We start from the raw sequence: 13,136 nt of genomic DNA, 5'->3' as shown, positions 1-13,136 counted from the left end.
ATCGCCCGTTTCGTCGCCCCGCGCCTTTACCATTCCACCCGCGCCTGCGCCGCGCGGGACCCCTGCTGCACCACCCCGAGCGGATCGTGCAGCAGCGGCGCGAAGGCGAGTTCGGCCGCACCGCCGAGCAGCGCGTCGTTGCCGAGCCGGGAGGGCACGATCCGCACCTGCTCCCAGGGCGCGCGCAGCGAGCGGCGCGCCACCTCGGCCCGCACCTGGGCGGCGCCCGCCTCGAACATCGGCCCCAGGTGGCCGCCCAGCACCACGATGTCGGGGTTGAAGATGTTCACCAGCATGCCCACCCCGATACCCAGCCAGCGGCTGAGTGAGTCGAGACCGGGCAGTTCGCGGCCGTCGAACAGGGTGCTGACGTCCTGCGGGTCGGCGTCCTGGCCGGCGCCGACCGCGCGCAGCACCGCGTCGGCGCCCAGCTCGGTCTCCAGGCAGCCCCGGGTGCCGCAGCGGCAGACCCGCCCTTGCGGGTTCACCACGATGTGCCCGATCTCGCCCGCGTAGCCGCCGCTGCCGCCCAGCAGCCGGTCGCCGACGATCACGCCGCCGCCGACGCCCACCTCGCCGTACATGAAGATCACGTGCGCGAAGCCGACGGCGCGGCCGCGCAGGTGCTCGGCGATCACCCCGAGGTTCGCCTCGTTCCCGACGGCGACCGGCATGCCCAGCGCCTGCGACAGCGGCGCGCCCAGCGGCACGTCCTTCCAGCCGAGGTTCGGCGCGAAGCGCACGAAGCCGTCGCGCTCGCGCAGCACGGCCGGCACCGCGACCCCCATGCCCAGGCAGCGGGCGTCCGGCGGCGTGCCGGCCATCAGCTCGCGGCAGGTCCGCACGATCGCCGCCACGGCGCTGCCGGGGTCGCCCGGCCCGAACTGGTCGTCGAGCCGCCGCCTGGCCAGCACCGCGCCGCCCAGGCCGACCAGCGCCACGTGCAGCCGCCGCACGCCCAGGTTCACCGCGATGACGTACACCGTCTCGCTGTGCGGGGTGACCGTCAGCGAGGGGCGGCCCGCCCGGCGGCGGGCGCCGTCGCGCGGCGCCGGGGGCACCGGCCCGCCGGGCACCGCCCGGTCCCCGGCGCCGCCCTCGCCGGGGCGGGGGCGGCGCTCGTACACCAGCCCGGCCGCCGCCAGCTCGGCCACCAGCGCGCCGATCGTGCTGCGGTTCAGGCCCATCCGCGCGGTCAGCTCCGCACGCGAGCGCGGGCCGTGGCGGTGCAGTTCCCGCAGGATCAGCGAGAGGTTGTGGCGGCGTACGTCGTCCTGGGTGGAGCCCCGTGGAGGCCGCGGCGACGGCATCGTCAGCGACCAGCCGCCTGCCGGCGCCTCCGGGCGAGCGCGTCCACGCTGGCCGCCACCAGCAGCACGCCGCCGGTGATCAGGAAGTTGGCGAAGGCCGGCAGCCCGATCAGGCCGAGGCCGTTGGCGATCACGGAGATGACCAGGCCGCCCAGCAGCGCGGCCACCACCCGGCCGCGGCCGCCGAACAGGCTGACGCCGCCGATGACGGCCGCGCCCACCGCGTACAGCAGGGTGTTGCCGCCGCCCGCGTCGGGCGCCACCGAGCCGATGCGGGCGGCCGCGACGATCCCGCTGACCGCGGCCAGGCCCGAGCAGATGACGAACATGGTGAACCGGACCCGCGCCACGTTGATGCCGGCCCGCCGGGCCGCCTCGGCATTGCCGCCCACCGCGTAGATGTGCCGGCCGAAGCGGGTGCGGGTGAGCACGAAGCCGGCGGCCAGCAGGAAGGCCAGCACGACCGGCACACCGACCGGGACGCCGCCCAGGAACACCGTCGGGGACGGCGCCCGGTCGACGCTGAGCAGGGCGGTGGCGCCGATGATGAGCAGGCCGACCGCGACGGCCTTCCCGATGACCACCGGGAGCGGGTCGCGGGCCAGCCCGCCGGCCCGCTTGCGCGACCAGCCGTACAGGACGGCGCCCGCGTAGGCGAGCACGCACAGCGCGCACAGCACCCAGCCGGCCGCCAACGGCAGGTTCTCGTTGGCCACCGCGGAGATGACCTCGTCGCGGACCGGGATGGACCCGCCCTGGCCGATCAGCCACAGGGTGATGCCCTGCAGGCCGAGGAAGAAGGCGAGGCTGACCACGAAGGACGGGATGCCCACCAGCACCACCATCGCGCCGATGGCGGCCCCGATGACGACACCGGTCAGGATGGCGCCGGCCGCCGCCGCGAACCAGGGCAGCCCGGCGTCGGCGAGCGCCGTCGCCATCACCGCCGCCGAGGCGCCGCTGGCCACGCCGGCCGACAGGTCGATCTCGCCGATCAGCAGCACGAAGACCAGCCCGAGGGCCAGCAGGGTGATCGACATGGCCTGCAGCAGCAGGTTGGCCATGTTCAGCGGCGAGGGGAAGGTCTCCGGCCGCAGCGCGCTGAACAGGATGAACAGCGCGACCAGGCCCAGGACGGCCGGCAGCGCGCCGAGGTCGCCGGACCGGATCTTGACCAGGTAGTCCTGGATCGCGGATGCGGCGGTGTGCTCGCGCACGTCGGCCGAGAACTGCCCGCGCTCGGCGGGCGCCTCGGCGGCGGGGGACTGGGTCGTCATCGGTGGTACTTCCCCCTCAGAGGTTCGCGCCGTTGTGCGCGGCCAGGCCCAGCTCGCCGGAGCGGCCGGAGGTGATCAGCTCCACGACCTGGTTCTGGGTGACCTCGGCCGCCTCGACCTCGGCCGCGATCCGGCCCAGGTACAGCACGGCGATGCGGTCGGCCACCTCCAGGACGTCGTTCATGTTGTGCGAGACCAGGATGACGCCGTGGCCCGTCTCGGCCAGCCGCCGGACCAGGTCGAGCACCTGGCGGGTCTGCGCGACGCCGAGCGCGGCGGTGGGCTCGTCCAGGATGACCACCTTGGAGTCCCACAGCACCGCCTTGGCGATGGCGACGGTCTGCCGCTGGCCGCCGGACAGGCTCGCCACCAGCTGGCGCACCGACGACAGCGTGCGCACCGACAGCCGGGTCAGCGTCTCGCGGGCCTTGCGCTCCATCGTCGCCTCGTCCAGCACCGGGCCGGAGGTGATCTCACGGCCCAGGAACATGTTCTGGGTGACGTCGAGGTTGTCGGCGAGCGCGAGGTCCTGGTAGACGATCTCGATGCCCAGCTGGGCGGCGTCGCGCGGGCTGCCGATGCTCACCGGGGAGCCGTTGAAGCGGATCTGGCCGCTGTCGGCGGCGTGGATGCCGGCGATGCACTTGATCAGGGTCGACTTGCCCGCGCCGTTGTCGCCGACCAGTGCGGTCACCTGGCCCGGATAGACGGCCAGGTCGACGTCGTGCAGCACGTGCACCGCGCCGAAGCTCTTGTTGACGCCGTGCAGTTCCAGCACGGGCTGTTCAGGGGAGGCCACACCAAGCCCCAATCTGCTCTGGGTTCCTGACCGGTCCGCGGACCCGAGGAGGGGAGTGGGCCCGCGGACCGGCGCTGGTTGCGGGACGCGCGGCCGGCGGCGGCCAGGACCGCGCGTCCCGGGTCCGGTTACTCGATGCCGGCGTCGGCGCAGGGCTCGGCGAACTCGCCCTCGCACAGCTCCTCGGCGGAGACGACGCCGTCGTCGACGACCTGGCTCACGTTGTCCTGGAAGATCGCGATCGGGTCGAGCAGCACGGCGGGCACGTCGCGGCCGCCGGTCTCGTCGCGGACCGTGGTGGTGGTCTCGGCCTCCTCGCCGTTCAGCAGCGCGATCACCAGGTCGGCCAGGGCCTGCGCCTCCAGGTGCGCCGGCTTGTAGACGGTCATGCACTGGTCGCCGGCGAGGATGTGCTGCAGGCCCTCGACGGTGGCGTCCTGGCCGGTGACGGGCACGTCGCCCGCGGCGCCGTTGCGCTCCAGCACCGAGATCACCGCGTTGGCGAGGCCGTCGTTGGCGGCGACCACGCCGTCGATCTCGCCGCCCTCCTCGGTCCACATCTGGTCGAAGATGGTGGCGGCCTGCTGGTTGTCCCACTCGGGCACGGCCTGCTCGGCCACGACCTCGTAGTTCTCCACCGCGTCCAGCACGGAGTGGGCGCCCTGGGAGAACAGGGTGGCGTTGTTGTCGGTGGGGGCGCCGTTGAGGTACACGATGTTGGCGTCGCCCTCGCCGAGGCACTGCTGCAGGCCGCGGCCCTGCTCCTCGCCGACCACGACATTGTCGAAGGAGACGTAGTACTCGGCGCTGCCGCCCAGGGTGAGGCGGTCGTAGTCGATGGTCTGGACGCCGGCCTGCTCGGCGCTCTGCTGGATGGTGGCCGCGGAGTCGGAGTCCAGGTTCACCAGTGCGAGCACACTGATGCCGCTGGTGATCATCTGGTCGGCGATGGTCTGCATCCGCTGGGCGTCGCCCTCGGCGTTCTGGATGTCGTACTCGATGCCGGCCGCCTCGAAGGCGTCCTCCAGGTAGGGGCGGTCGAACTGCTCCCACCGCACCGACGAGACCGTGTCGGGCAGGATGACCCCGACGCCGCCGGTGGCGGCGCCGCCGCCCTCGCCTTCGCCCTCCGGCTGGGCACCCCCGCCGCAGGCGGCGAGGGTCAGTGCCGCGGTCGCGGCCGCGGCCGCCATTCCCACGTAGCTTCGACGCACTTCGGAACTCCTCACCTGGTTCGCCCGGTGCCTGGGGCGCCCGGCCGCCCTTTGTTGTTCCGGGCAACTTATTCCTTAATGAGAACTTGGTCCAGATAAGTGCCCCCTGTCGATGCGGTTCCGTAATGTGACTGTCATCTCTGTTTAACATCGCTTGCCGTGTGTTCGCGCTGGTAGCGGCCGGTGAGCGGCGGCCGCGGCCGCGGCTGCGCGGGGTGCTCCAACGGGCAGTGGCGCGGCGCCGCCCGCCGTGAGGGAATGGGGGCGGGCCGAGCGCCGGGCCGCAGGCGGCGGCCGCGCCACGGCCGGCACCGCTACGAGAGGACGCAGACCCATGCCCGCAGCCGCCGCGGACCGGTGGACCCGCCGCTTCCACCCGCGCCCGGGCGCCGAGTTCCGGCTGGCCTGCCTGCCGCACGCCGGCGGCTCCGCCTCCTACTACCACCCGGTGTCCGCGGCGCTGCCCGAGCGGATCGAGGCGCTCGCCGTGCAGTACCCCGGCCGCCAGGACCGCCGCGCCGAGCCGCTGGTACCCGACCTGGCCGAGCTGGCCGACGGCCTGCACGCGGTGCTGCTGGCCTGGACCGACCGGCCGCTCGCCCTGTTCGGGCACAGCATGGGCGCCCTGCTGGCCTTCGAGGTCGCCGACCGGCTGCGCCGCTCCGGTGCGCCGCCGGCCGCCCTCTTCGTCTCCGGGCGGCGCGCGCCCTCGCGGTGGCGCGAGGACGAGGCGGTGCGGGAGTTGGACGACGACGGCCTGGTGGCCGAGCTGGGCCGGCTCGGCGGGGTCGAGCCCGAACTGCTGGCCGACCCCGCGCTGCGGCGGCTGGTGCTGCCCGTCGTACGGGCCGACTACACGGCCGTCGAGACCCACGTGTACCGTCCGGCGGAGCCGCTGGACTGCCCGGTCGTCGCGCTCACCGGCGACCGCGACCCGCGGGTGGAGCCCGAGGAGGCGGCGGCCTGGGCCGCCCACACCACCGGCCCGTTCGAACTGCACACCTTCGCCGGCGGCCACTTCTTCCTCAACGAGCACCGCGAGCGGGTGGTGGAGCTGGTGGCCGAGCGGCTGCTCGCCGTAGGGGACGGCCGCCTGGGCGGCTGAGGCGCCGGCGCGTCCGGCACCAGAGTGGCCAGAGTGAGAAAGAGAACGCGACGCGCCACATCATGTTGGGCAGCTCGACAAGACCGCCACAAGATGTAGGCTGTGCCCTGCTGGTGGTCCACCGGCCCCCACGGGCCGGTGGCGAAGAGGGAACCCGGTGCGAATCCGGGACTGCCCCGCAGCGGTGAGCGGGAACGACCACCGTCCCGGAGCCGGCCCGCCCGACGGTGCGAAACCGCCGGCGCGGCCGCGCCCCGGACAGCACTGGACGCCTGCGTCCGGGAAGCGACGGTCAGTAGATCCGCCGGGCCCCCGCCCGGACGCCCGCGAGTCCGAAGACCTGCCACCGGCGCGCACGCCTCCGGCGTGCGCGTTCCGGAGCCTCGCGGGTGGGCTCACGGGCGGCGACGGCGGCCGTGCGGGCCGCCGCGCTCCGTCTTGTGCCGCCGCTGCGCCTTCTCGCGAGCCCGGACCACGGGGTCCGAAGCGACGAGGAGCAGCAGTGACCATCACCGAAGACGTGCGCCACCGAACCGAGAGCGCCGCCGCGCCGAGCGCGGTGCCGGGGATCTCGGTACGGCGGCCCGACGGCGGCCTCATGCCGCTGGACACCGACCGGCTCGCCCTGGTGATCGGCGAGGCCTGCGCCGGGCTGGACGCCGTCGAACCCCGGCGGGTGCTCGACGCGGTGCTGCGCGACCTCTACGACGGCGTGCGCGTCGACGAGCTGGAACTGGCCCTGGTGATGGCCGCCCGCACCCTCGTGGAGGTCGAACCCGAGTACTCCCAGGTCAGCGCGCGGCTGCTGCTGGACAAGCTGCGGCGGGAGGCGCTGGGCTTCGTGCACGGCGGCTTCGACCAGGCCGCCCAGGCCGAGATGGCCGAGCGCTACCCGGCCTACTTCGCCGCCTACGTGCGGCGCGGCATCGAACTGGAGCAGCTCGACCCCGAACTGGCCGCCTTCGACCTGGACCGCGTCGCCGCCGCGCTGCGCCCCGAGCGCGACCTGTCCTTCACCTTCCTCGGCCTGCAGACCCTCTACGACCGCTACTTCCTGCACAGCGACGGCGTCCGCTACGAACTGCCCCAAGCCTTCCTGATGCGCGTCGCCATGGGCCTGGCCCTGCGCGAGGACGACCGCGAGGCCCGCGCGGCCGAGTTCTACGAGCTGCTGTCGTCCTTCGACTTCATGTGCTCCACCCCGACCCTGTTCAACGCCGGCACCCGCCGCGCCCAGCTGTCGTCGTGCTTCCTGACCACCGTCCAGGACGACCTGGCGTCGATCTTCCACGGCATCCAGAACAACGCCCTGCTGTCGAAGTACTCGGGCGGCCTCGGCAACGACTGGACGCCCATCCGCGGCATGGGCGCCCACATCAAGGGCACCAACGGCAAGTCCCAGGGCGTCGTCCCCTTCCTCAAGATCGCCAACGACACGGCGGTGGCGGTGAACCAAGGCGGCCGCCGGCGCGGCGCCGTCTGCGCCTACCTGGAGACCTGGCACATCGATGTCGAGGAGTTCCTGGACCTGCGCAAGAACACCGGGGACGAGCGGCGGCGGACGCACGACATGAACACCGCCAACTGGGTGCCCGACCTGTTCATGCGGCGGGTGGAGGCCGACGCGCACTGGACGCTGTTCTCGCCGGACGAGGTGCCGGACCTGCACGAGCTGTACGGGGCGGACTTCGCCGAGCGGTACGAGTCCTACGAGCGGGCGGCCGAGGCGGGGGAGATCCGCGTCCACCGGCGGGTGCGCGCGGTGGAGCTCTGGCGGCGGATGCTGACCATGCTGTTCGAGACCGGGCACCCGTGGATCACCTTCAAGGACCCGTGCAACCTGCGCTCGCCGCAGCGGCACACCGGGGTGGTGCACTCGTCGAACCTGTGCACCGAGATCACCCTCAACACCTCGGCGGACGAGGTGGCGGTCTGCAACCTGGGCTCGGTGAACCTGGCCAGGCACGTGGTGGACGGCGCGCTCGACACCGAGCGGCTGCGGCGCACCGTGCGCACCGCCGTGCGGATGCTGGACAACGTCATCGACGTGAACTTCTACACGATCCCCGAGGCCGAGCGGTCCAACCTGCGGCACCGGCCGATCGGGCTCGGGCTGATGGGCTTCGCCGACGCGCTGTTCCGGCTGCGGCTGCCGTACGCCTCGCAGGCGGCGGTGGAGTTCGCGGACGCGAGCATGGAGCGGATCTCCTACCACGCGATCGAGGCGTCGGTGGAGCTGGCGGCCGAGCGCGGGCGCTACGCCAGCTTCGCGGGCTCGCTGTGGAGCCGGGGCGTGCTGCCGATCGACTCGGTGGAGCTGCTGCGCGAGGCGCGCGGGGGCGAGCTGGAGATGGACGCGGGGGCGCGCCTGGACTGGTCGGGGCTGCGGGAGCGGGTGCGCACCGTCGGCATGCGCAACTCCAATGTGATGGCGATCGCGCCCACGGCGACGATCTCCAACATCTGCGGGGTGGGGCAGTCGATCGAGCCGCTGTACCGGAACCTGTACGTGAAGTCGAACATGTCGGGCGACTTCACCGTGGTCAACCCGTACCTGGTCGCCGACCTCAAGGAGCGCGGCCTGTGGGACGCGGCCATGGTGGCGGACCTGAAGTTGCACGACGGCAGCCTCGGGCCGATCGGTCGGGTGCCCGCGGACCTGAAGGCGCTGTACGCGACGGCCTTCGAGATCGACCCGTCCTGGCTGGTGGCCGCCGCCTCGCGGCGGCAGAAGTGGCTGGACCAGGCGCAGTCGCTGAACCTGTACGTGGCCGCGCCGAGCGGGCGAAAGCTGGACGAGCTGTACCGCGGGGCGTGGCGGGCCGGGCTGAAGACCACGTACTACCTGCGGTCCCAGGGGGCCACCCACGTGGAGAAGAGCACGCTGCGCGGCACCGACGGACGGCTGAACGCGGTGGCGGTGGAGCAGCCGGCCGCGGCGCCGGCGCCGGAGCCGTCCGGTGCGGCCTGCTCGATCGAGGACCCCGACTGCGAGGCGTGCCAGTGAGGCGGTCGGCGCCGGGCGGCCTCGCGCCCCGGGAGGCGCGGGCGGGGGTGGCGCGGGCGGCTCAGTGGGCTCTGTCCGCACTGTCCGCTCTGTCCGCTCCGTCGGCCCGGACCGGGAAGCCGGGAGTTGATGCCCCGCCCGCCCAGGGGGCCACCCTCCCTTCAATTCTTCCCGAATCGCAAGGCCCCGCGCCAGGTGGTGGGGCGGGGCTGTGGACAACTCGGACCGGCGGCGGCCGGCTGTGGACAACTCGACGAGAGGGTGGGCGATGAGCGGCACGGAGACCTTCGGCACGGATACGGCGGCGGCCGCGGCCGCTCCCGGGGGCACGGGTTCCGGGACCACGGGGCTGGAGGCGATCGAGCGCGGGGCCGGGCGGGTGGAGGTCGGCGACAAGGCGATGATCAACGCCAGGGCCGACGTGAACCAGCTGCTGCCGCTGAAGTACCGGTGGGCCTGGGACAAGTACCTGGCCGGCTGCCGCAACCAGTGGATGCCGACCGAGGTCGGCATGCAGGCCGACATCGCGCTGTGGAAGTCGCGCGACGGGCTCACCGCCGACGAGCGGCTGATGATCAAGCGGAACCTGGGCTTCTTCGCCACCTCGGAGTCGCTGGTGGCCAACAACATCGTCCTCGCGGTCTACCGGCACCTCACCAACCCCGAGTGCCGCCAGTACCTGCTGCGCCAGGCATTCGAGGAGGCCGTGCACACCCACACCTTCCAGTACATCTGCGAGAGCCTCGGCCTGGACGAGGGCGAGCTGTTCAACATGTACCGGGAGGTGCCCTCGATCACCGACAAGGCGGCCTGGGCGCTGGACTACACCCGCAACCTGGAGGATCCGGAGTTCCGCACCGGCACACCGGAGGCCGACCGCGCCTTCCTGCGCGACCTGGTCGCCTTCTACGTGGTCTTCGAGGGGATGTGGTTCTACACGGGCTTCGCCCAGATCCTCGCCCTGGGCCGCCGCAACAAGATGGTGGGCGTGGCCGAGCAGTACCAGTACATCCTGCGCGACGAGTCCATCCACCTGAACTTCGGCATCGACGCGATCAACCAGATCAGGATCGAGAACCCCCACCTGTGGACGGAGGACTTCCAGCGCGAGGTCCGCGGCATGCTCGCCGAGGGCTGCGAACTGGAGGTCGCCTACGGCCGCGACACCATGCCCAACGGCATGCTCGGCCTCAACGCCGAGCAGTGCGAGCGCTACATGCACGTGATCGCGAACCGCCGCGCCGCCCAGCTGGGCCTCGCGCCCATCTACGGCGAGACGGAGAACCCGTTCCCGTGGATGTCGGAGCTGATGGACCTGAACAAGGAGAAGAACTTCTTCGAGACCCGCGTCATCGAGTACCAGACGGGCGGTGGGCTCGACTGGGACTGAGCGCTCCCAGCGGCGGGCACCGGCCCCATGCGGGCCGGCGCCCCCGGCGGCGCCGGGTCAGCGCAGCAGTTCGACCTGCCGCTCCAAGCCCTGCCTGATCAGCCGCCCGTAGTCGTCGTCTTCGAGGGCGCCGATGGTGGCCTGGGCCTGCCGCAGGTGCTCGCGGGCGCGGTCGAGGTCGCCCAGTTTGCGGTGGCACTCGCTGAGGTTGAGGTGCAGGGACGGGTACAGGCCGGCCACGGTGAGGCCGACGCCGGCCGACGCGACGCGGGCGTCGGTGAGTTGGGCGGCGGCCTCCAGGGCGCGCTGGTCCCAGGCCAGTTCCTGGTGGACGTCGTCCTGTACGTCGGCCATCGAGTGGGCGAGGGTGCAGCGGTGCAGGGCGTCGCCCTGCTCGCCGCCGATCTCGTCCCACAGTTCGGCGAAGCGGCGGCGGGCGGACTCGCGTTCGCCCTGGTGGGCGAGTTGGACCACCTCGCCGATCCTGATGAGGGTGGGGTCGGTGGTCATCGGCGCGTCCTCTCCGGTGCCTTCGGGTGACCGTGACCCTATCGGCGCGGCGGGCCGGGGCGGAGACGCCTCCGGCGGCCTCGGAGCACGTCCGCAGCCGCCGGTCGGTGGGATGCCCCCGGGCGGGTGGTGGTCAGCGCGGTGGGGGCCAGGCTGGTGGGCGGTCGATGGGAATCGGGGAACCCGTCGTCCACCGCCGCCCGCACTGCGTATACCCATCCTTCCGTCTGTAAACCTGAGCGGGGGCTAAGAATCCGCTTGGAAGATCAGCAGGTTTCCCAGCCGCTGTTGTAGCCGAGCAGGAACTGGCCCTGGCGCTGCTGGACGGTGCCGTGGATCTGCGGGTCCCACCACTGGTCCTCGGGGTCGGCGATCTCGCTGAAGAGGGCGGCGATCTCCTCCTCGTCGCCGAGTTCGGCCTGGGCCATGCCGGTGGACAGGACGTGGTCCAGGAAGGCGCCCGCGTAGCAGTCGGCCTGCTGCTCGGTGCGCTGGCCGGACGGGACGCTGAGCGAGAGCTGGTGCTGGGCGGCGTGGCCGTACTCGTGCGGGATGATCACCCAGACGACGGCGTCGCCGAGGCGGTCGTACATGGCGCGCATCCACGGGTCGTCATAGGCGATGTAGTGCTCGGGGATGCAGTAGTAGGCGTTCTCCGGCACCGAGGGCTCGCCCGCGCAGGTGGGGCCGGTTTCGCCCTCGTAGGCGTAGAGCATCTCGATCGGGGTCCACTCGTAGCCGCCGGCCTCGAAGTTCTGCCGCCAGAACTGGTCGGCGGCCTGGTGGATCCACATCACCTCGGCGTGGAAGAGCTCCTGCTGCGGGTCGGCGCCGGCGTCGGCCGGAACGGTGCCGGCGCCGGGCACCGGTTCGCCGCTCGCCTCCGTCGGCGCGGTGTCGGCCAGGTCGGGCAGGCCGGAACCGTCGCCGGGGTTGCCCAGCGGGTCGGTGACGATCACGAAGCCCTGGTCCTCGGCCTCGGCGGCGGCCCCGGCCGGGCCGGCGCCCGGCAGGGCGGCGCCGGCGCCGCAGCCGGCGAGTGCCAGGGTCGCGGCGGCGGCGAGGGCGGGGACGGTTGCGCGCATCGGTGTCCTTGCGGGGCGAGAGGGGGCGGCGGCGCCGCCCGGTCCCGGGCGGCGCGCCTCGTACGCCGGGACGATAGCGCTCCGCGTCCCCGGTGCGGCGCTGCTGGCCACTGCCGGAAAGGCACGGAACCGGCGGTCCGCAGGCCGCGTCGACCCCGGTGCGGGCCGGTCTGGGTCCGGATCGGCCCGCACAGTCCGGCCGGACGGTGCAGCGGACGCCCGGGGTCCGGCGTCCGCGCCTCCCGGGGGTGCCGCCCGGCCGCGCGTGGAGCCCGCCGCCTCCCTCGCGGGGCGGCGAGAGTCCGGTCCCGTCCGGGCCGCCCGCCCCGGTACGGCGGAGGGAGCCGTCAGGCCCGCTCCTCTGGGCGGGACCGCCCGTCCGTCAGTGGCCCAGCCGGGCCGTGCTGTGGCGCAGGATGAGGTTGGTGGCGAGTTCCACCCGGGGGCTCTCGATCTGCTCGCCGTCCATCAGGCGGAGCATGGTGCGGGCGGCGAGCAGGCCCATCTCGACCAGGGGCTGGCGGACGGTGGTCAGCGGCGGGGAGGTCCAGCGGGCGCCGGGGATGTCGTCGAAGCCGACCACGCTGAGGTCGTCGGGCACCCGCATGCGGCGCACCCGCGCCGCCTCGTAGACGCCGAAGGCCATGGTGTCGCTGCACGCGAAGATCGCGGTGGGCGGGTCGTCGAGGTCGAGGAGGCGGCTCGCGCCGGTGTAGCCGGACTCGTGCGAGAAGTCGCCCTCGACCACGAGGGCGTCGTCGGTCGGCACTCCGGCCGACTGGAGGGCGGCGCGGTAGCCGTCGAGGCGGGCGCGGCTGCACAGCAGCCGGGGGTGGCCGCCGATGACGCCGATCCTGCGGTGGCCCAGGCTGAGCAGGTGCTCGGTGGCGCTCATGCCGCCGGACCAGTTGGTGGCGCCGATGGTGGGCACGTCGAGCGCGGGGATGCCGGCGGAGTCGACCACCACGGTGGGCACGCGCAGCCGGCGCAGCTCGGCGTGCATCCGGGGCTCGGGGTCGGAGGTCACGAAGATGACGCCGTCGGACGCGCGGGTGCGGACGTTCTCCAGCCACTGGCGGGCGACGGTGGAGCGGCGGCGGATGGCGGAGATGACGGTGCCGATGCCGGCGCCGTGCGCGACCTCCTCCACGCCCCGGATGATCTCCAGCGCCCATGGGCTGTCGAGGTCGTTGAAGACGAGGTCGATGAGGTTGGCCCGGACCTCCTGGCGCCGCACCGGGCGCTGGTAGCCGTGCCGCTGGAGCAGTTCCTCGATGCGCTTGCGGGTCTGGGGTGCGACGTCGGCCCGGCCGTTCACCACCCGCGAGACGGTGGGGAGTGAGACCCCCGCCTCCTGGGCGATGGTGGTGATGGTCACGCGACCAACCCGACCGGTACTGCCGTCCGTGTCGTCGGTCACGGAGCCTCCTCGATTGGCC

At 73.1% G+C, this 13,136-nt stretch carries 10 protein-coding genes and 1 riboswitch; of the genes, 3 read left to right on the top strand and 7 right to left on the bottom strand.

Annotation, left to right across the window (positions count from 1 at the left end):
• Positions 1-26: 26 nt before the first annotated feature.
• The 4 genes from CLV72_RS09440 to CLV72_RS09425 form a co-directional block, all read right to left on the bottom strand.
• Positions 27-1,310: an ROK family transcriptional regulator gene (locus CLV72_RS09440; protein WP_106243135.1), complete on the bottom strand. Its 1,284-nt coding sequence runs from the start codon at positions 1,308-1,310 to the stop codon at positions 27-29.
• A 2-nt stretch (positions 1,311-1,312) separates the two neighbouring features.
• Entirely contained in the window at positions 1,313-2,587 is a 1,275-nt protein-coding gene (locus CLV72_RS09435; protein ID WP_106243132.1) for a sugar ABC transporter permease, read from the bottom strand.
• Between the two features lie 16 nt (positions 2,588-2,603).
• On the bottom strand, positions 2,604-3,386 hold the full coding sequence (locus CLV72_RS09430) for an ATP-binding cassette domain-containing protein (protein WP_106243129.1): 783 nt from the start codon (positions 3,384-3,386) through the stop codon (positions 2,604-2,606).
• A 128-nt stretch (positions 3,387-3,514) separates the two neighbouring features.
• The gene (locus CLV72_RS09425; protein WP_211302784.1) at positions 3,515-4,600 is read right to left on the bottom strand and encodes a sugar ABC transporter substrate-binding protein; all 1,086 of its coding nucleotides are present in this window, start codon (positions 4,598-4,600) and stop codon (positions 3,515-3,517) included.
• A 334-nt stretch (positions 4,601-4,934) separates the two neighbouring features.
• Between CLV72_RS09425 and CLV72_RS09420 the strand changes: the two genes are divergently transcribed.
• The 3 genes from CLV72_RS09420 to CLV72_RS09410 all read left to right on the top strand — a co-directional run bounded on the left by CLV72_RS09420 (position 4,935) and on the right by CLV72_RS09410 (position 10,102).
• Complete coding sequence (locus tag CLV72_RS09420) at positions 4,935-5,705, top strand: thioesterase II family protein (RefSeq protein ID WP_106243121.1); 771 nt, start codon at positions 4,935-4,937, stop codon at positions 5,703-5,705.
• A gap of 97 nt (positions 5,706-5,802) precedes the next feature.
• Positions 5,803-6,067, top strand: a riboswitch (cobalamin riboswitch).
• 140 nt (positions 6,068-6,207) lie between these two features.
• Entirely contained in the window at positions 6,208-8,712 is a 2,505-nt protein-coding gene (locus tag CLV72_RS09415; protein ID WP_281262402.1) for a ribonucleoside-diphosphate reductase subunit alpha, read from the top strand.
• A gap of 268 nt (positions 8,713-8,980) precedes the next feature.
• The gene (locus CLV72_RS09410; protein ID WP_106243117.1) at positions 8,981-10,102 is read left to right on the top strand and encodes a ribonucleotide-diphosphate reductase subunit beta; all 1,122 of its coding nucleotides are present in this window, start codon (positions 8,981-8,983) and stop codon (positions 10,100-10,102) included.
• Between the two features lie 57 nt (positions 10,103-10,159).
• Here the strand turns inward: CLV72_RS09410 and CLV72_RS09405 are convergent, their stop codons facing one another.
• The 3 genes from CLV72_RS09405 to CLV72_RS09395 form a co-directional block, all read right to left on the bottom strand.
• The gene (locus tag CLV72_RS09405; protein ID WP_106243114.1) at positions 10,160-10,612 is read right to left on the bottom strand and encodes a hypothetical protein; all 453 of its coding nucleotides are present in this window, start codon (positions 10,610-10,612) and stop codon (positions 10,160-10,162) included.
• A 266-nt stretch (positions 10,613-10,878) separates the two neighbouring features.
• The gene (locus CLV72_RS09400; protein ID WP_106243111.1) at positions 10,879-11,697 is read right to left on the bottom strand and encodes a neutral zinc metallopeptidase; all 819 of its coding nucleotides are present in this window, start codon (positions 11,695-11,697) and stop codon (positions 10,879-10,881) included.
• 382 nt (positions 11,698-12,079) lie between these two features.
• Positions 12,080-13,075 carry a LacI family DNA-binding transcriptional regulator gene (locus CLV72_RS09395; RefSeq protein ID WP_245930029.1) on the bottom strand — a complete coding sequence of 332 codons (996 nt, stop codon included), beginning with the start codon at positions 13,073-13,075 and terminating at the stop codon, positions 12,080-12,082.
• Positions 13,076-13,136 lie beyond the last annotated feature (61 nt).

The sequence above is a fragment of the Allonocardiopsis opalescens genome (genome assembly GCF_003002095.1).
In the GTDB taxonomy this organism is placed as follows: Bacteria; Actinomycetota; Actinomycetes; order Streptosporangiales; family Streptosporangiaceae; genus Allonocardiopsis; species Allonocardiopsis opalescens.
Note: the sequence above shows the minus strand (reverse complement) of the source record. Positions and strands in the feature narration are given on the sequence as shown.

Coding starts and splice junctions, on each gene's coding strand:
- CLV72_RS09420 (WP_106243121.1), top strand. CDS start 4,935: ATGCCCGCAGCCGCCGCGGACCGGTGGACCCGCCGCTTCCACCCGCGC.
- CLV72_RS09435 (WP_106243132.1), bottom strand. CDS start 2,587: ATGACGACCCAGTCCCCCGCCGCCGAGGCGCCCGCCGAGCGCGGGCAG.
- CLV72_RS09400 (WP_106243111.1), bottom strand. CDS start 11,697: ATGCGCGCAACCGTCCCCGCCCTCGCCGCCGCCGCGACCCTGGCACTC.
- CLV72_RS09410 (WP_106243117.1), top strand. CDS start 8,981: ATGAGCGGCACGGAGACCTTCGGCACGGATACGGCGGCGGCCGCGGCC.
- CLV72_RS09405 (WP_106243114.1), bottom strand. CDS start 10,612: ATGACCACCGACCCCACCCTCATCAGGATCGGCGAGGTGGTCCAACTC.
- CLV72_RS09440 (WP_106243135.1), bottom strand. CDS start 1,310: ATGCCGTCGCCGCGGCCTCCACGGGGCTCCACCCAGGACGACGTACGC.